At 47.6% G+C, this 18620-nt stretch carries 17 protein-coding genes; 8 read left to right on the top strand and 9 right to left on the bottom strand.

Annotated features, from left to right (window positions below; all coding sequences use genetic code 11):
* Nucleotides 1-9: 9 nt before the first annotated feature.
* Entirely contained in the window at nucleotides 10-726 is a 717-nt protein-coding gene (locus FS373_RS30235) for a hypothetical protein (protein WP_144044505.1), read from the bottom strand.
* Nucleotides 727-907: 181 nt separating this feature from the next.
* Between FS373_RS30235 and FS373_RS30230 the strand changes: the two genes are divergently transcribed.
* Complete coding sequence (locus FS373_RS30230) at nucleotides 908-1426, top strand: DUF2780 domain-containing protein (RefSeq protein ID WP_144044504.1); 519 nt, start codon at nucleotides 908-910, stop codon at nucleotides 1424-1426.
* Between the two features lie 131 nt (nucleotides 1427-1557).
* Nucleotides 1558-2004 carry a TerB family tellurite resistance protein gene (locus FS373_RS30225; RefSeq protein ID WP_144044503.1) on the top strand — a complete coding sequence of 149 codons (447 nt, stop codon included), beginning with the start codon at nucleotides 1558-1560 and terminating at the stop codon, nucleotides 2002-2004.
* Nucleotides 2005-2092: 88 nt separating this feature from the next.
* Here the strand turns inward: FS373_RS30225 and FS373_RS30220 are convergent, their stop codons facing one another.
* Nucleotides 2093-2917 (bottom strand): HDOD domain-containing protein, encoded by an 825-nt coding sequence (locus tag FS373_RS30220; protein WP_144044502.1) that lies wholly within the window; start codon nucleotides 2915-2917, stop codon nucleotides 2093-2095.
* A 130-nt stretch (nucleotides 2918-3047) separates the two neighbouring features.
* The gene (gene yjeH / locus FS373_RS30215) at nucleotides 3048-4319 is read right to left on the bottom strand and encodes an L-methionine/branched-chain amino acid transporter (protein ID WP_152831412.1); all 1272 of its coding nucleotides are present in this window, start codon (nucleotides 4317-4319) and stop codon (nucleotides 3048-3050) included.
* A 301-nt stretch (nucleotides 4320-4620) separates the two neighbouring features.
* Between yjeH and FS373_RS30210 the strand changes: the two genes are divergently transcribed.
* Nucleotides 4621-5058, top strand: a complete 438-nt coding sequence (locus FS373_RS30210) for an Lrp/AsnC family transcriptional regulator (protein ID WP_144044501.1) — start codon at nucleotides 4621-4623, stop codon at nucleotides 5056-5058.
* Nucleotides 5059-5141: 83 nt separating this feature from the next.
* Here the strand turns inward: FS373_RS30210 and FS373_RS30205 are convergent, their stop codons facing one another.
* Genes FS373_RS30205 through FS373_RS30180 form a run of 6 tightly spaced genes read right to left on the bottom strand, consistent with a single transcriptional unit; the run spans nucleotide 5142 to nucleotide 12535 of the window.
* A complete protein-coding gene (locus FS373_RS30205) occupies nucleotides 5142-5591 on the bottom strand; it encodes a hypothetical protein (RefSeq protein ID WP_144044500.1) in 450 nt (149 codons plus the stop codon).
* Between the two features lie 9 nt (nucleotides 5592-5600).
* Complete coding sequence (locus FS373_RS30200; RefSeq protein WP_322619587.1) at nucleotides 5601-6260, bottom strand: molecular chaperone TorD family protein; 660 nt, start codon at nucleotides 6258-6260, stop codon at nucleotides 5601-5603.
* Between the two features lie 45 nt (nucleotides 6261-6305).
* Nucleotides 6306-6983: a DMSO/selenate family reductase complex B subunit gene (locus FS373_RS30195; RefSeq protein ID WP_144044498.1), complete on the bottom strand. Its 678-nt coding sequence runs from the start codon at nucleotides 6981-6983 to the stop codon at nucleotides 6306-6308.
* A 14-nt stretch (nucleotides 6984-6997) separates the two neighbouring features.
* Nucleotides 6998-9526 carry a DMSO/selenate family reductase complex A subunit gene (locus FS373_RS30190; protein WP_144044497.1) on the bottom strand — a complete coding sequence of 843 codons (2529 nt, stop codon included), beginning with the start codon at nucleotides 9524-9526 and terminating at the stop codon, nucleotides 6998-7000.
* Nucleotides 9527-9560: 34 nt separating this feature from the next.
* Complete coding sequence (locus tag FS373_RS30185) at nucleotides 9561-11570, bottom strand: MtrB/PioB family decaheme-associated outer membrane protein (protein WP_144044496.1); 2010 nt, start codon at nucleotides 11568-11570, stop codon at nucleotides 9561-9563.
* A 14-nt stretch (nucleotides 11571-11584) separates the two neighbouring features.
* Nucleotides 11585-12535 carry a DmsE family decaheme c-type cytochrome gene (locus FS373_RS30180; RefSeq protein ID WP_152831410.1) on the bottom strand — a complete coding sequence of 317 codons (951 nt, stop codon included), beginning with the start codon at nucleotides 12533-12535 and terminating at the stop codon, nucleotides 11585-11587.
* Nucleotides 12536-13174: 639 nt separating this feature from the next.
* Between FS373_RS30180 and menD the strand changes: the two genes are divergently transcribed.
* From menD to FS373_RS30155, 5 genes are all read left to right on the top strand, one after another.
* A complete protein-coding gene (gene menD, locus FS373_RS30175; RefSeq protein WP_152831409.1) occupies nucleotides 13175-14884 on the top strand; it encodes a 2-succinyl-5-enolpyruvyl-6-hydroxy-3-cyclohexene-1-carboxylic-acid synthase in 1710 nt (569 codons plus the stop codon).
* Nucleotides 14884-15663 (top strand): 2-succinyl-6-hydroxy-2,4-cyclohexadiene-1-carboxylate synthase, encoded by a 780-nt coding sequence (gene menH / locus FS373_RS30170; protein WP_152831407.1) that lies wholly within the window; start codon nucleotides 14884-14886, stop codon nucleotides 15661-15663. The genes menD and menH overlap by 1 nt, the downstream gene beginning before the upstream one ends.
* Entirely contained in the window at nucleotides 15660-16727 is a 1068-nt protein-coding gene (menC, locus tag FS373_RS30165; protein ID WP_144044493.1) for an o-succinylbenzoate synthase, read from the top strand. The genes menH and menC overlap by 4 nt, the downstream gene beginning before the upstream one ends.
* A gap of 13 nt (nucleotides 16728-16740) precedes the next feature.
* Nucleotides 16741-18201 (top strand): o-succinylbenzoate--CoA ligase, encoded by a 1461-nt coding sequence (gene menE, locus FS373_RS30160; protein WP_152831405.1) that lies wholly within the window; start codon nucleotides 16741-16743, stop codon nucleotides 18199-18201.
* A 102-nt stretch (nucleotides 18202-18303) separates the two neighbouring features.
* Nucleotides 18304-18498, top strand: coding sequence for a hypothetical protein (locus FS373_RS30155; protein WP_152831403.1), 195 nt, complete (start codon nucleotides 18304-18306; stop codon nucleotides 18496-18498).
* Nucleotides 18499-18620 lie beyond the last annotated feature (122 nt).

Here is an 18620-nt window from a genome sequence, read left to right as displayed (position 1 = left end):
TCCTATGACTTAAGCTTCTTCATCTACCTTGTTAGGGCGTGAAACCATGTACAAACGGAAAAGTGCCACATTGACGAATAAGCCGATAAACGCGACAAACACTTCGACGATCAGCTGGACTGGGAAACCTAATGATTGCACCAGAGCAGAAATTGAACCACCCACGAGAGACAAAGGAATGTACAACATGAGTACCATCAGAGTCTTGAATGCTATCGGGCTACTAAATTTAAAACTAGCCTTAATCGCTTCGAATGGCGTTAACCGCTCGACGACAACCATAAAGTTCACATAGGCGAGTCTGGCAAAGATATAAATACTCATGGTGAGTCCGATTAGCCATAAAGGGCCGAAGGCTGCAAAAATCATCACAGGAGCGAGAATCGCTAAGCCTGAAAATACACCGGCGAGTAACAGGCCTGGAACGAAGTTCAAACTGGTCTTCAATATCAGCGCAGTACTGGCTTCATGGCCTTGTGAGCGGATCTCTAAGAAGAGAGTCAAGGCCGCAATCAATAAAGAAAACACCAGTAACAGGGCCATCATGGCCGCCATGTGAGAGGCACCAAACTGAGGGTTCTCTAGATCGGCACCTCTGATCTCCATGCCCAGCCACAGCTGAATACCAACCTGAATAAATAAAATAGGCACAGTCAATGCGGCTAACTGGCTAATATGGTTACGAAAGAAGTTGTAGGCTTCAGTTAATATCGCAGACAATGACATGGGTGTTTCCAATAGATAATTAAAAAAGCAGAGTAAGGTCGCTAGGATACCGAAAATTGATAGTTATTGCACCGATGAAATATCACAATACAAAGCTGAAACAGTAAAATAGATGCAATAATATTGTTAAAAAAGATAGAATGGTCACAACAATCTAATTAATTCACCATTGGAATAAAAAATGAAACTATCAGCTGTGATCGGCCTAGTACTCGCTAGCACGACTTTAAGCGCACCAGCGGCTGCAGGTTGGTTTGATGACCTCTTTGCAGCAGAAGAAGCAAAACCACAGGTCGTACAAACGCAAAACAGCGACCTAGTGGGCAGTGTCATGTCTCAGCTCGGACTCAATCAGTCTCAGGCTGAAGGCGGATTAGGCAGCCTACTTTCTCTGGCAAAATCCACACTCGGTGGTGATGACTTTGGCTCTATTGCCAATGCTATTCCTGGTATAGAAAGCCTATTATCAGCGGCTCCAGCCCTAGATAACGAATCAGGTATGTCAGGTTTACTGGCAAAAGCGGGTGATCTGGGTAGCTCGCTTCAAGGCGGTGCTCAAGTTTACGATGCCTTCGAAAAACTTGGGATTTCAAAAGAACTCGCGGCCCCTATGGTCGATATCGTTAAAGGCTACCTAGATAGCAATGCCGGAGAGGGTACAACAGATATGCTTATGAAAGGCCTAGGTGCCATTCTTTAAGTTTACCTCTTAGAGCTGAAAAGATAGATGAAGTAATATTCATTATTGTATCTGGTTTACAAGTGAACTCTTATTTCATCTTCTACTCTAACCCTTTATGCTGAACTCACTTCAAATCGACAGGGTCTTTCATGTTAGCCAAATTAAAACAATTTCTAACGTCGCACTCACAAGCCGTCACACCGGAAGAGAAAGCCCGCCAATTAAATTTAGCCGCCGTGAGCTTACTGCTCGAAGTCATCTATGCCGATGAGACCTTGAGTGAAGAGGAAGCACAACTGCTGCCACAACTCATGACTAAGGCCCTATCTCTGACTCAGGCAGAGACTGAAGCGCTAATCGATGAAGCTAAGAAGATACAAGGCGACTCGATCTCCCTCTATGAGTTTACCAAGGAGATAAATGAGCAGTGCGACGTAGAGCAAAAACAAAAGTTGATATTGGCCATGTGGAAATTAGCCTATGCCGATGGTCAACTGTGCCAATACGAAGATCAGATAATTCGTAGGACAGCTGACCTGCTCTACCTTAAACACAGCGAACTTATACAGATGCGCAATTTAGCGATGGACAGTTAGGCTTTATCTTAGAAAAGCAAAGAAGCTCGCTCTTGGGGAGCTGAGCCCCAGAGCTGACAGTCAAATCGATTCATTACAGATGAGATTATTAGGTTAATTGCTTGGCAATATCGAAGCCCTTACCTCTCAAGCCAAGTATCTTATCCTGTAGCCCTCCCACCTCCATTTTCAAACCTACAGCCGTTGCTTGCTGAGATAACCAACTGGTTCTCTCATTTTCATCGACCCGATCCCACTCATCTAAGATTGTATGAGAAAGTGCTAATAACGCTGCCTGCTTAGAGAAGGGCTCGGCTTTATAGGGGTGATTTTGATACTTTATTCCTTCGACAAGTTCGGGAGAAAATTTCCAGTTCTTTGCCAATAATGCAGCCACTTCTGCCGACTCGTACCCCAAAATATCTTGCTCAATGAGTGATTTTTTGTCCCCATTAGTGGCAAGTTCACGAATTTTCGCCGATTTATCAGGCTCAATGGTGGCAATGAGCAGTTCGCCAATATCGTGTAATATGCCACAGGTAAATGCCATATCCGGGGCAGCACCACATCGCTTGGCCATCTCCTGTCCATACAGAGAAACTTCAAAGGTTTGCCCCCAAAACTCCCCCAGCTCGATACCGGCGATAGTGGGTACCGCGCCAATTACCGCCGAAGCTATCACTAAAGTTCTTAGGGTTTGCATCCCCAAACGAACCACAGCTTCATCGATCGAACCAACCTCCCTGCTACGACCATAGTGGGCCGAATTGACTAAACGTAAGATTCGGGCACTGACCAGAGGATCATGAGAGATTTTCTCTGTTATTTCCGCCACCGAAGCAGCATCATTATTAACCAGGTCGAGCAGTTCACTGACCGCCTTAGGTAAGCGTGGTAGCTCATCGATATGACTTAGTAATGCAGCTGAATCCATTCTGTTCCTCCACAAATTCTTTAACTTAGAGTTAAAAATATAGGACAGAAAATCCAAATATGCTCAGGTTTATCTCTCACCGAATCCCGTTTACTTATCGCTAGCCCGGAGCCTTATACAATAAGCTAGCCTAAGCAGTTTGCAGCAGTTGTTTACGTGAAAGATGTTTCTTCTGCCACCATAATATAGGTGCGACCACTAAGATCATGATCACCGCATATAACATGCTCGAGCCCAAGGCAAAAGCAAGCATGATACAGAACAGACTCCCTACCGCCACTAAGGGTAAGTAACGCTTGCTCAGAAGCTTAGCCGCAGCAAGCATAGACATCAGATAGATGATAACAAACACCCCATTGCTCCATGCGATCAGATGTTCAAGTTCCTGATCCAAAACATAAGTTAAGACAATGACCAACGCCATGGTGAGCAACACGGCGGACAGCGCCCTAACCGGAACTTGATGGCGGTTGATTGAAGCAAAATAACCAGGAAGTATCCCCTCCCGGCTAAAGCTCCACAACAAGCGCGAAACACTGGCGGTATACACATTTACAGTCGCTAAACCACCGGCGATTCCTAAGACACCAATCACTTGAGCACCATAACCACCAAGCAAGCTATCGAAACTTGTTACCATGGCTAAGCCTGCCCCTGCGCCGGTATCAACTTGAGTCATTAGCAAGAGTCCGGTACACGCGAGATAAACGACTCCCACTAAGACAGTGCCTATCATCATGGCTGGGATCATGTCTTTCTTGGGATCTTTAAAGTCATTGGCCAAATGAGTCATGGCCTCCACCCCTAAAAAGCTCCAGAAAGCGATACCCGCAGCCGCCATGATTAAGCCGGCATCACTCGATGTTCCAGCAGATATAGACTCCAGCTTATGCAGATTCAATCCCCCCGCGCCAAACATCAAGACCACGACACTGACAATGGCGATTGTCAGTACAAATTGCAGCTTAGCAGAAACATGTATGCCTCTGAAATTAAGCAAAAACAGCACAACTAGCAAGCCCAACTGCATCGCGACCTCACTCCAGCCAGATACGGGCACCATGGTCTCGACAAATTGAAATGTCATTAAGATAGCTGCGGCGGCACCGAGTGGCACCACCAAGAGAAAAATAAGTCCTATGGTTCGACCCGCCGTTCGACCGAATGCCTTCTCGACAAAATATGCAGGTCCGGCTGCATGGGGAAAAGCCCCGGCTAATCGACCAAAAACCAGTGTGACGGGGATAATTGCAAGGGTTAGCAAAAGCCATGCGATTAAGGCGTCATTACCTGCCGTCGCTATCGTCATCTGAGGTAAGACAAATACTCCTGTCCCCAATAACGTGGTTGCCATCAAACCCGCCCCCTGCCAACGGCCAATTGTTCCCTTTATCTGATCCATCTACCCTGCCCTTATACTGCTATAGCCGCCCTATACCCAAGAATGTAATATCACTTAGATAACCATCAAAACGTTGGCATAGGGCTCATATTATTATGGAGTTAAATTTAGCTTAAATACCTTACAGGCTCCCATTAGTATGGGAATCTTCACCATTAGTATAAACTTAACTCTCGATACAAACTGTCGTATTCAATAAGCGGATCTGACTCATACACCGTCATAATGTCGGTAATAGTCAGGATTTCAGACAAATAGTTGGCAACAAGTAACATTGAACATAGGTAATCAGGAGTATTAGGTGGATCAATTAGACAAATTCGACAAAGCTATCATCGCCGCGCTAAGGTTAAACGCCAGACAGAGCATTTCCTACATCTCCGAGGCGGTGAATTTGTCTCGTTCGGCCGTCTCCGAGCGAATCAAGAAGCTCGAGAGCACAGGTATCATACGTGGCTATCAGGTGCTACTTAGCGAGTCTCAAAAAGAGGGAGTATCAGCTTACTTCGAGATCCAGCACAAATGTCCGCGTTGTGCCGATGTGGTTCATGTTTTCCAGGCTATTCCTGAGGTCGTTACCTGCCGAGGCATCACAGGAGATATGGATCTCTTGGTCTATGTTCAGGCTGCTTCGATGAAACGTCTCCATGAAATCAGAGAACATATCGATGCCCAGACCGATATCATCAAAATAAAAACCCATGTGGTCATGAGTGAATGGATCGATAACCGGAGGTAATGGATTTGTAGACCACAATATTGGCTCACTGTTTGATTGAGGTATAGCTATCCCAATAGCAAAGTAATATAGCCATGATTAACCTAAATTGTAGCCCCCATATTTCTTTGATCACCTCTTCTATCAAGATACAGAGAATCTAGCTGTTTAGCTGACAGCAACAATCTTTCCGCCATAATACAAACAATTGAATTACAAATGTTTTTTTTAGCTGATTCAGCATATCGTCTGCTTATCTGAGTAATAAGGTGCTCTGCCTGAGAAAGCCCACCGTGCTCCAGCTCCTTTATAAACAACAGCAAATAACAATCAAAGAGAATTAAGAAGACAGATTCAGCATTTAGGTTATTTTTTACTGCCTGAATTTTTTCTCTGTCATCAATCAGAGCAGCCATAACATGGGTCAGCGTCTCTATATTCGTCGCCCCGCTAAACATGTCTCTTAGCTGATTATCTTTAACAAAATACTCTCTAAGCTGTTTTGCAAACTCGGCCTTTTCCCATTGCGCACCTACTGCATATATAACCCCCATAAAGACTCCTTACTTAAATAAGCGAGCAGATACAGGGATAATATTTAGCTCTGTACTCAATACCGATTGAAAATCTAGCGCCAATAATGCAATGGCTTGGTAATAATCTGTTTCTGCGTGCTCAAGAGCTAACTCTAAACAGCGTCCGGACCAAAGCAACATATGTTGCTGCATCAAGATCACCATAGTTTCATACACAGCTTTATTATTTGAATCTGCGACTAGCTGACCTAACAGCTGATCAAGTACTGCATAAAACAGTGCAATATGATCCAGTGGCTGGTTTTGCGCTAGATCAAAGCTAATCCCATTGTGTTTATAAAACGCCATCAAGGCGACCGTTGATTTATCATTCAGTAACTGCTCTTCGCCCAGATATACTGAGCCCCATGGCATAGCTGTCGGCTCTCCTGGACCAAAAAACAGCTGACCATAATCAAGCTTTAACTCATTTATCTGTTCTGAGTTCCACTTTGCCAAAAAGCTATCAAGCAGCACTTTGCCTTGCTGATTTTCTGCCGAGTTAGTTAGGCTAGGCCAGGTGTCACCAAGTTCATTTTCAGCAAAACCGTCAATCGAAACTTCACTGGGGTAATCCAACAGAACATTATGCAGCACTCGTGCTATAGCCTGCAGATCTGAATAAGTATTTACGCTATCTGATATCACAATTACATCTCATTAAAAATGGCGCCACATGGGCGCCATAAACAATTAAACTTCCGATAAATTTAATATTTGCCCTTCACCGCTGCCAGCCGGGCGGCCATTGACGTTTGCCTTGATAATCAAGTTAGGTGAAGTGATTGAAGGTGAGGGTAGCGGTGCAATATGGCCGTCTCCATCGCCATACTTAGCCCGAAGGTTATCCATAGTATCGAAGTCCAAAGCTCGTAGCGGACAAGACTCGACACATACGGGCTTACGACCGTCGGCGATTCGCTCAAAGCAACCATCACACTTAGTCATCACCTTGCGATCGCGATCAATTTGCGGTGCATCGTACGGGCAAGCACGCGCACAGCTCTCACAACCGATACACAGCTCAGACGCCACGTGAACCAGACCATCTTCACGACGTTTATGCATAGCACCGGTAGGACAAGCTTTAACACATACTGGCTCGGAGCAGTGGTTACAGCCAATAGACATATAATAAGCAAATACATTTTGCTCAAAACAGCCATTGTTACCCTTAGTCCATTCTCCGCCACCGTACTCATACACGCGGCGCCAGGTTACGCCCTCGAGTGCAGGTAAGGTATTACCCTCTGGGTTACTATTATTACGAATTTCGTTACTTTGGCGGTCTTTGCAAGACACGTGACATGCCTTACAGCCAGTACACTTAGTGCTGTCTACATAAAAACCATATTGAGTTGGTTGAGTCATAATTAACGAGTCTCTTAAATCTTTCTAATTGCAACACGGTTAGTGTGCTGTGGATTGCCTTTAGCAACAGGGCTTGGCTGATAGCGGGTTAGCGTATTGATCGCACCGCCTTCATCTATGATGTGACCCGTGCTACCAACCGTATTACCAGGCTTAAACCAAGCACCTTGACCTAGCGCGAACACACCAGGTGCGACACGTGGAGTGATGCGAACCTTAACGGCAATCGAACCACGCTCGTTATACATCTCAATCTTGTCGCCAGCGCTTAAACCGTTCTCTGCTGCATCCATCGGGTTCACCCAAACCGCATCTTCAACCGCTTCACGTAACCAAGGCACGTTGTGGTAGCTAGAGTGGGTGCGGCCCTTAGTGTGGTAACCCGCTAACTGAATTGGGTAATCGATGTTAGTGTCTTCATCTTCATACCCATCCCAAGTCACCGTGTACTGAGGAATTGCTGTGATAGTGTCCCCCTTAACTTGGGTCGGGTTGTCGACACTATTTTCTTGATCCCAGTTAGCCGCCCGCCATGCGAGCTCGGCTGAGTAGATCTCAATCTTGCCACTTGGCGTCGACAGTGCTTTACCGCCCTTGATATAACCTTCCAAGGCAACATGCTTGTCGTTCATGTTTTTACGGAAGAAACCGACCTTTTGCGCGTCTTTATAAGTCGCCGGGAAGGCTGGCACGACGCCAAGGTTTTTACTGCTGTCTTTGGTCTTCTGATATAACTCTTCGAGCCATTGCTCTTCAGTTTTACCTTCGGTGAATTCAGCCTCACAACCCATGTACTTAGCGATGAGCGCTGCCGCTTCATACATAGACTTACAGTCCCACATAGGCTCAATCGCCGACTTCATCGCTGTGATGTAACCCAGCGCACCTGAGGCGTAGCTGTCGTTAACTAGGTCATTTGACTCTAACCAGCTGGTATCGGGCAGAATGATATCGGCAAACTTAGCCCCAGGAGTCATCCAACAATCACAGCTGACAATCAGCTCAACACCCGTTTCATCTTCTAAAATCTTAGCGGTGTTGTTGATCTCGGCGTGCTGGTTCAGCAGCGAGCTGTCTGAGGCTGAGATAATGACCTTGATATTGGTGCCAAGTGGCGTATCCAGGCCGTCAGTTCCGCGAACGCCGTGGCTGCGCGCAGTCATGGTTTCGCCGTTATGAATCGCTTCAGACCAGGTAAAGAATGAGATACTCTCTTTAACCGGGTTGCTACCCGTTGGAATACCGGCACGGTACATACCACTCATGTATGGCAGTTCACCGTTCGATGCGCCTAAGGTGCCCAACTTACCCGTTAATACAGACAGCATGTACAGAGCGCGCATGCTTTGCTCACCATTGGCCTGACGGTTAACACCGGCGCCCACGACTATGTATGGCGCCTTAGCGTTTTGTAGATCGGTGGCAATTTGCTCAAGCTGCGCAGCCGGAATACCAGTGATTTTTTCGGCCCACTCGGGCGTCTTCAACGGCTGTTCGGCGTAAATACCTTGGCTTAAGATATAATCACGGTAGTTTTCTTCAGGCTTCATCACCTTCGCGTATTCTTGCTTGGTGGCATCACCACTCGTAGCAAAAAGTTCTTGTTGCGCAGTGATAGAAGCAGCGTCGAAACCGACGGCATATTGGTTAATAAAGCTGAGTGAGTTCTGATCGACCCAACCCGAGCTAATCATTTGATAAGCAATGGCTTCAGCAAAAGCTGCGTCGGTACCCGGACGGATGGGCAACCACTTAGACTCCTTACCTAACATAGAGTCGGTGTAGCGAGGGTCAATCATCACCACTTTCAGACCGTTACTTTTTTGCAGCGCTTTTAAGTAGTCATAGCCTTCGCCACTGCCGCTTTGGCGGACCTCGCTTGGGTTATAAGCCACACCTAACAGAAGGTCACTGTTTGCCAGAGTCACCGTCGATGAACCTGAAGTACTACCGGTACCGAAGGTATGCTTAGCCGCTTCCATCTGCTGCGCCCAGGAGTAGTTACCATAGGCATTCAGGCAGCCACCGCTTAAGTTAAATAAACGGTTAAAACAGGCATTAGAAGCGAAGCCATAGTAAGCCCCCGAGCCATAGCTACGGAAGATGGCTTTATTGCCATGCTCAGCAATCACCGACGTTAGCTTAGTGCCTATGGTTTTTGCCGCTTCATCCCAGCTGATAGGCACAAATTTACCTTCACCACGCTTACCAACACGCTTCATCGGTGTTTTTAAGCGATCGACGGCATAGGTGCGCTGGCGCAATGAACGACCACGGGCACAGGCGCGCACTTGATAAATATCATCGCCATCGACCACATCGTGATCGGTTTCAACGCGAGTAATAACACCATCACGGCTAAACACTTTAACCGGGCAGTTAGAGCCACAGTTAACCAGACAGGCTGACCAGGTAATTTGCTCGTCGCCTACTGGTGGCTTTGGCGGCACAACATTGGCATCGTCTGAACTGGTTTTACAACCCGTTACGCTTGCTGCACAGCCCATGGCTGCACTCATTTTTAAGAAACTTCTACGTTCCATTAATATTTCCTCTTGCGATTTTCCGCACTGCGCCTTAGCGCAACAAATAGCTAAACGACAACATCACTTGGTGTGCGTTATAGTCATGGTTAAGCTCACCTAACGTGGTTAGCCCCGGCACAGCATTCGTCGCGACTTGAGCCGCATCTGTGTCGTAATATCGTTCGTATTGATAACTCAGCTTCAATGCCATCTGTTTGCTCAAGGCATAATCGGCATACATGCGCACGCTGTGGTTATAAGAAAAGTAATCACCATATGGCTGGCTACTATTGGCCGTGACTAGGGTGCCCCCGACCGAGGTGTCACTGATTGAATTACTAAACAAGTAATCACCACCTAAGGTGAGCTTGTCCTGCATCAAGCCGCCATAGCTAAAACCGGCACCGATATTGATAAACTCATCTTCTATATCGGCGTTCCAGTCCGGGCTCGAAAAGCTCTGACTACCAGCTTGTTCCGAGTTGATCCACTGCTGACCGGCAAAACCGTAAGCCGACAGATGCTTGCTAAACTGCAGACTCAGATTGACGTCATAGCCAAAGTCTTCCGATTCAGTCAGACCGATCTCGGTAGCGTCATAATCGTCTTTAGCGTAACGCCCTGTAACCTCGATGCTCACCCAGGATAAAGGTGAGTGATTAATCTTAAGCTCAACGGCATTACGCTTTCGGTCTGCAAGATAGTACTTGCGCATCAAGGCGTTCTCTTCGGATGAGGTGATCTGGTTAACTTCATAATCCGAGCCACCGCGATTACCATGGCTGGCTTTCAGGTTGATGTTAAACTGGTCGAAGGCGCTGACATTAAATTTGGCCCACAGGCTATCTTCATTGGTCTGTTCACGCTCGCTATAGCTACGCTCGACCTCTTTTCTGTCATAACCCGCTTGTAGACGGTAACCACTGGCTAAACGATAGCTGGCATTGATCTTATAGGTGTTGCGTTCGATGTCCTGAGGCACATTTTGTTTAAACGCGCCGCTTAAGCCGTTGTAACTGTACTGAGTAAACTCCCACACTGAGCTCTTGTTATCGCGTTTGCTGTAATCGACGCGAGCGCCTAATCGCAAGCGATTGCTCAACATAGAGGTCACCGTAAAACGACCATCCAAGGTATCAATCTGCCCATCCCAACTTTGCAGTGGATTACCACTCACCTGGATAAGCGCATCATCCTGGATCATCCGTCCTGTCACCAAACGACCACTCATCACAGTGCGATTAAGCTGATACTGGCCTGAGAGTGAAACCTGATGAGCCTGATTATCCGGGGTTGTCGAATAGACATCATTCATATGAGGCAGACTGAGATCTGTGATGTTATTGCTGTAATAACTACCGAAATAGCTCAACTCAGTTAACCAGTTATCACCGGCTAACGATGCTCCTGCATCGAGCTGCTTAGTGGTGGCATCGACAGGCAAACCAAAATTGACCGGACTCGGGGCTACCAAGCTGCTCGATTGATGACCCGTTTTATCTTCCTGACTATAGCGGATGAAGGTGTTATAAATTCCCTCTCCATAATTGAAGCCTATCGTCGACTTCTCGCGCTTTAGCGCTAGATCAAATTCATTGGTATAGGCGCTGGGTGTTAACATCCCATCGTTATGCCAAAGCTGACTCTGTGCATCGCCCGCCTGATAACTCTTAAGCGATTGATAATCCAACTCCAGTTCATAGAGACCTGATTTACCCACCTTGATATTGACAAAGCCATTGTCCATGCCTAACTGATGCGCTTGCATTTGAGCCTGATACCCGGTCTCATTTTGGTAGCGAATGTCACCACTTACCGCAGCGATGGCACCATCTTCAGCGGTTCCCAGAGCATTGCCGGCATGGATATCGTCTACTGAGTTATAACCCGCAGAGACCGTGACTTCACCGCGGTAGCCATTGGTTGAGACGCAGCGTTTGCACTGGTACTTATCCATATTGATCGAGTCAATATTGGCGTTACCAACACCGAAGTTTGTGGCCATCGCCGAGCTTGAGACGGCCAAGAGCGACACAGTGATGATATTGAGTTTAAATCTCATAATATTGCTCCCTATTAGCGCTGCAGCAAGCTGCCTGACGGATGGTTAGAACCATGGATCTTGCTGTGACAATTCAAGCAACTCTTACCACCACCGAAGGCATCCATTCCTGGTTCCTGCACAACTCGACTGGCATGACCATCGGGGGCATGACACTGTTGACAGAGTTGAGGCGCACGACTCTTCAGCATGCCTTCATTAACGCTGCCATGAGGGTTGTGACAGGTGACACAGTTCTCGGTAACCGGTGCGTGCTCCCACAACACAGGGCCACGCTTTTCACTGTGACATGAATAGCAGGTGTCATTAATCGTCGGTTTATTCAGGGCGCTTTCACTCATAGAACCATGAGGTGAATGGCAATCGATACAGGTCATCTGGTCCCATTTCATCGGGTGAGATGAGCGCTTATTCATATCGGCTTTCTCTTTGGTATGGCACGAAGTGCAAGTGTCATTAACACTGAGCTTATCTAAAGCAGGGTCTTTGGCGCTGTGCAGAGTATGGCAGTCGGAACATGCCACTTCTTCGAGGTTATGGGTACTGCTGTGCCAGGCCATCTGTTTAGGATCGTTATGGCACCCCTGACAAACACTGTTTTGAGCAGAGGCCGACAGTTTACTGTCTTTACCGAAGGCGATCATCGGCTCCTTGCCACCTTTGTTATGCTTTCCTTGAGGACCATGACAAGCTTCACATTGTAAGCCAGCCATTGGTGACTGCTTATTGTTCATCATGCCGTGGGTACCATCGAAAATCGCCATTACGGCTTCATTTTTTCGGTGACACATCAAGCAGGAATCGGCGCCTTTCGATGAATATTCACCAGCCGAGAATTTTTCTGCTAATTTGTGCTCAAGTTGTTCACTAGGGAGATGATTCCAGGGGGTGGCATTTGCACTAAGAGATAAGCACATAAGTGTGACTATCCCAATTAATACCTTATTCAAGAGATGAGAGATCATTAATCGAACCTTACATAATTAACACAATGATTAACTCACCATTTGAACAGGAGTTAACCAGTTAAGATTGTCAATATTCTAAGGTAAACAAGTACTAATTCTTGATTGTTAAACAGGTCAGAAACAAATTTGAGATAGGCTCAATGAATAAACGAAAAATGTGAACTCGAACAAGATTCAATTAATAATGAATCTTATTCACCACATAGTACAATTATACGTAAACCAATGAATCTTAAGGTTATGAATAAAATTCAAACGAGACAGTACCTAGCTAATGTTAATACTTGAGGTTCAAGATGTTAAACCTAAATTACCACTTAAGGGATACCAAATGATGAAGTTCAAATTTTTAATAATTAGTTATAAATTAAGATTTTTATAACTATACATGTGATTAGGCACCCGAGGTCTTAATAGCTTCATCAACTATGATAATAAGCACACCAGCAGGAAAACTTATTTTGACCTAGCTCTAAACCCCAAGAGTTTAGAGCTAATTAAATACATAATCTCAACATCTCTGACGTAGAAAAAATTGAGAGGGTAATGCACCTGTTAAGCTGTTATCAGGGCTAATTATTTTCCTTTAAAGTGAATAGGGGTACACTATGGGTACTAAATTCCAGGTAATTATCCATGCAGATCGAAAAGACAGCTGAACTGAACTTGTTATGGGGCACTCTTATACTTGAGGAGCTTGCGCGCCTTGGCGTGCAACATGTGTGCATGGCGCCGGGCTCACGCTCGACGCCGTTAACCTTGGCCGCCGCTAAACAGACAAAGTTGAAACAACATCTGCATTTTGACGAGCGCGGCCTGGGATTTTTGGCTTTAGGTTTAGCGAAAGCGAGTCTAGCCCCCGTCGCTATCATCACCACATCGGGCACGGCTGTTGCTAACCTTTACCCTGCGATAATTGAAGCCTGGTTGACCCATGTCCCTCTCATTGTTCTGTCCGGGGATAGGCCACCGGAACTCATCGACTGCGGCGCCAACCAAGCCATAGTACAGCCGGCTATTTTTTCTCAATACGCTAAACAGGTAAACCTACCCACACCGGGTCTCGCTATTCGCCCCGAATCCCTGCTGGCAACATTAGATGAAGCCATTAGTAATCAGACTCAACCTGTACACATCAACTGCATGTATCGAGAACCCTTGTACCCTTCCACCATGAGTGCCAACTTCACCGAATATCTGAGCACCTTAGGCACCTGGCAACATACCAGTCAGCCCTATGTTCAATATGGCAAGGCAAAACTGCAGAGCATACCAAGCCAGGACTCACTGGCACGCTTCGTTCATGGCAAAGGAGTGATCATTGCCGGAACCTTGTCTCCCAAAGAGTCCCCGGAAGCCTTGATCTTGTTATCACAAAAGCTCGGCTGGCCGTTACTCACTGATGCTCAATCTCAGCTCAGACAACACCCAGGTGTTATTGGCAATATAGATCAACTCCTACATCAGCCCAAGGCCAGAGCACTCCTGCAACAGGCCGAGCGAGTCTTAGTCTTCGGTGGTCGTCTTATATCGAAGCGATTAATCAGTTATCTTGCCGAGCAAAAATGGAAGAGTTACTGGCAAGTGCTGCCGACACAAATAAGGCTAGATCCCAGCCATAGCGCAAAACAGGTTTGGCTGTGTGATCTGCAAACATTTGCCTCACTAGCCTGGCCCAGATCTTCACAGGTCAATTGGGCTCTGCAGCTGACTCAAGTCAATGACTACCTGGAAACCCTGTTCCAACACCAGATAGACAATGGTGAATTCGGCGAGGCCATGGTGGTTCGTACCATCGCCAGGTCGCAGAAACCATCACAGCAACTATTTATTGGCAACAGCTTACCCGTGCGCCTCTATGATATGTTTGCCCCTATGACCCCTGAGTACGGCTCTACTTACACTAACCGCGGTGCATCGGGCATAGATGGGCTATTAGCGACGGCTTGTGGTATTGCCAAGCATAGCAAGACACCAACCACCTTAGTCATTGGGGATATATCCCAGCTACACGATCTAAACTCCCTTGCCATAGCACGCACCATGAAAGCACCTTTTGTCGTGGTGATCTTAAACAACGATGGCGGCAACATCTTTAACTTATTACCCGTCCCTGACGAGAAGTTAAGAAACGATTATTACCGCCTCTCCCACGGGTTGGAGTTTGGTTATGCTGCCGCCATGTTTGGCATCGCCTACAACCAGGTGGATGATATAGAGGGCTTCAATGCAGCCTATCAGGATGCCATTGAATTCGATGGTCCCTCTGTTATCGAAGTGACCGTGGAACAAGAGCAGGCCAGCGAACAGATAACTACAATCGCTTCCTGGGTAAAGCAGAGCTAATGTTAACCTTAACGTGCAATGGTGATAACGTTAAACCGGCTCTGGTCATGATCCATGGCTTCTTGGGAAGTAGAGTCGATTGGACACCTCTGCTACCTGAGCTGAGCAAACATTTTTATTGCATCTGCATCGACTTACCAGGACACGGAGACAGCCCAGAACTATCACTCGACACACCCGGATTGTATCAGGTGGCCACAGCAGTTCATCAATCTATTTCGGCTCTGCACATAGACAAATACCATCTACTGGGCTACTCACTCGGCGGCCGTATCTCCTTGCATATCGCCCGGCTATACAGAGATCAGGTCCTTAGCTTACATATCGAGTCCGCTCACCCGGGACTCAACAGCAGCGATAGAGAGGCCAGACTCACAAACGATAAAATGTGGAACTCCAGACTCGCCAGCCTGAATTTGAATGAGTTCCTTAATGCCTGGTACCAGCAGGGGGTGTTTTCCGAGCTGTCTGTGGTAGCACGACAAGCCTTGGTCAAAAAGCGCAGCAATAATAGTGCTCAGGCGCTGCAGTCGATCTACCTAGCGACATCACTCGCCGCTCAGGAAGATCTAACTCAGTTACCCAATCAGATTTCGGCTCCCTGCCATTACTACGTCGGCAAGGATGACAGTAAGTTTTTGGCCCTGGCACTGCACTGGCAAAGTCAGTCAAGGTTAACCGTGCATCAATTCGAGCGAGCCGGACACAATGTTCACTTGGCTGCTGCGGATAAATTTTGTCAGCAATTGATATTACAACTCATAGAGACCCCTCAATGATCATCTCCTCTGCTCAACTATATTCTTACCAAATCCCCCTGGATAAACTGCTTCCTGTCGGGAAACAACGTATCGAACTGCGCAGCGGACTGGTTCTCAGACTCCAAGTGAATGAGAACTCAGAAGCCGAGGGAACATCTGGAGTACGCACCGAATTGGTTGAGATAAGCCCTTTGTCGGGTCTGGATATCGATAGCCGTCCCTTAATGGGTTTCAGCCAGGAAAGCTCGCAAGAGGTCAGCCAACTGCTGGAAGAACGTCTCGAGTCGCTCATAGGTAAACCAGTCATCCAGCTGTTAGACCTCGCCGAAGAGACTCAATACCCATCAGTCGCGTTCGGCTTGAGCCTGCTCTATTGCAAGCTTATCGGCCAGCTCGATGACACTGAGCAGTCACTTCTGGAGACTAGAGTCGTTCCGCTTATCTATCGCGGGCAAGATGAGTCCGTTAGCACTTTACACGACCGAGTACGCGCCCTACCTAGGGACACGCATTCGGTTAAGATAAAAGTCGCCCAGACCTCACTGGAAGAGGAGATTCAATTAGTGCATCAGGTACTCGCCATAAGACCCGATCTAAAACTTAGACTCGATGCCAACCGAGGCTTCAGCTTAGAGCAGGCCATCGAGTTTGCCGCTTGTCTGCCTATCGACGCCGTCGAGTACATAGAAGAGCCTTGCATCGATCATAATGACAACCCAAACTTCTATCGAGCCGTCGCTATGCCCTGGGCATTAGATGAAACCCTTAACGATCCTAAATTCAAGTTTGTGATGCAAGCGGGCCTCACGGCCTTAGTCATCAAGCCTATGCTCATCGGCACCTTAGAGAAGATACAAAATTTACAACATGAAGCCGACCAGTATGGCGTGCGCACCATATTAAGCTCCAGTCTGGAGGCCAGCCTAGGTATTGAAGCTTTAGCGAGATTAAACCAGATAATGTCGCCGGATGAGATCCCCGGGCTAGATACCTTAGGTGCATTTAGCGCCGATCTGATCTTCGACTCGGGCAAGGCTAAATGCCTGAGCTGTGATGAACTCACCTTGATCAAATCAGTCTAGGAAAGGAGGTCCCTTGCAACGAGTCCCTGTTATCTCTCCCCTACATCAGACGGCGAAAACTCATCCACATTCGATAGCGATAAGCTGGCGCAGCAAGGGAGTCAACACGGCGCTCAGCTATTCAGATCTGAGCCTGAGGGTCATGGTCCTGGGAGAGCAACTGCTATCCTCAGGCTTAACAAGAGGAGACCGGCTCGCCTGCATTGACCGTAATTCCCCCGAATTAGTCATGCTCTATTGGGCCTGTATCGACCAAGGGATACTCTTCTGTCCACTCTCACCACGGTTTCCCCCGGCACAGATAACCGAGCTAGTCGAGAGGTTCGCATTGAGCCATATCTGGGCGGGAGAGCAGCACCGTGACTCGCTGACTCAGGCCTTAAGCCATAAAGCCATCTCCCTAAACTTTAGCCTGACAAGCCAATTCCATCCGATCCCATCTCAACCGGTCAGGGTCGATACCAAGCTAGCTGCCAACATCATTCTCACATCTGGCAGCAGTGGTACACCTAAGGCCGCGTTGCACAGTCTCAATAACCATATTGCAAACGCAGAGGGTTCCCGCAGCTTCATCCCTCTCGAGCCCGTCGATAGCTGGCTACTCACCTTGCCAGTGTTTCATATTGGTGGTCTGGCAATCATCAACCGCTGCGCCTTAGCCGGCGCGGCGGTCGTATTGCAAGATAGAGACTCCAGACTAGCGGAGCAATTAACCAGAGATAAGATCACTCACCTTTCATTGGTGGCGACTCAGCTGGTTAGGCTGTTGAATCAAGATGCCAGCAGCCTTCAACAAGTGAAGGCGCTGCTGCTCGGCGGCGGGGCAATATCTCCAGCTCTCTTAGCCCAATTGGAAACGCTAAAAATACGCAGCTTCACCAGTTATGGTATGACAGAGATGGGCTCGCAGATCACCACAGGTATTGCCAATGAAGACGGCAGTTGTGGCCGTCTATTACCGGGCCGAGAGCTTAAGATCCAAGACAACAAGATCTATGTCCGGGGCGAAACACTCTTCCTGGGCTATCTCAAGCCTCAATCTCTTACCCATTCTCTTACAGAAAGTGAGAAACAGATAACATTGACAGTGGACCCAGATGGCTGGTTCTTTACCAAGGACAGGGGCTATTGGAACGAGGACGGAAATCTGTGCATCTTAGGTCGCTGCGACAACATGTTTATCTGTGGTGGTGAGAATATCCAACCCGAAGAGATAGAGACGATACTCAAGCAACACCCAGAGATTGAAGAGGCTATCGTATTTCCCCTGTTTGATGACGAGTTTGGCAACTTGCCCGCAGCGATAATCAAGGGAGATATCCCACAGCAAAGTGAACTAGATGCCTTAGTCTGCAGCCAAGCCGCACGCTTTAAACGCCCTCGAAATTACTATCCTTGGCCTGAGGTAGAGCAGACCAGTTTAAAGGTATCGCGCAAGCAGATAATTGAGGCGGTTTTAGGAGCTAAAATCTAAGATGCTTCTAACAGCTAAGATGACGGCCTGTGGCCTATCGCTTCGCGGACGGCTGTGCCTCTCAGCCCTTTCCTGTAGGAGGGTCTTCAGGCCCGAGGCTTCATGATGTGTTCTCTCCCGGCTAAAGCCGGTCCTACAACGAACACAAGCGGCCCGATCCCTACAGCTCAGCCCTATCTGACCGCCATGAATGGCGGAAATGCCGGTTATGCAGGGAGCAATAACTGGCGCAGTCCCACCAGCGAAGCGTCATCTAAGCTCCACCAGCGCAGCGTCATCTCAGCACCACCAGCGTAGCGTCATCTCAGCACCACCAGCGTAGCGTCATCTCAGCACCACCAGCGTAGCGTCATCTCAGCACCACCAGCGTAGCGTCATCTCAGCACCACCAGCGAAGCGTCATCTCAGCACCACCAGCG

The sequence above is a fragment of the Shewanella sp. YLB-07 genome (assembly GCF_009377275.1).
The sequence above is the reverse complement of the archived record's forward strand: the minus strand, read 5'-3'. Positions and strand labels throughout refer to the sequence as shown.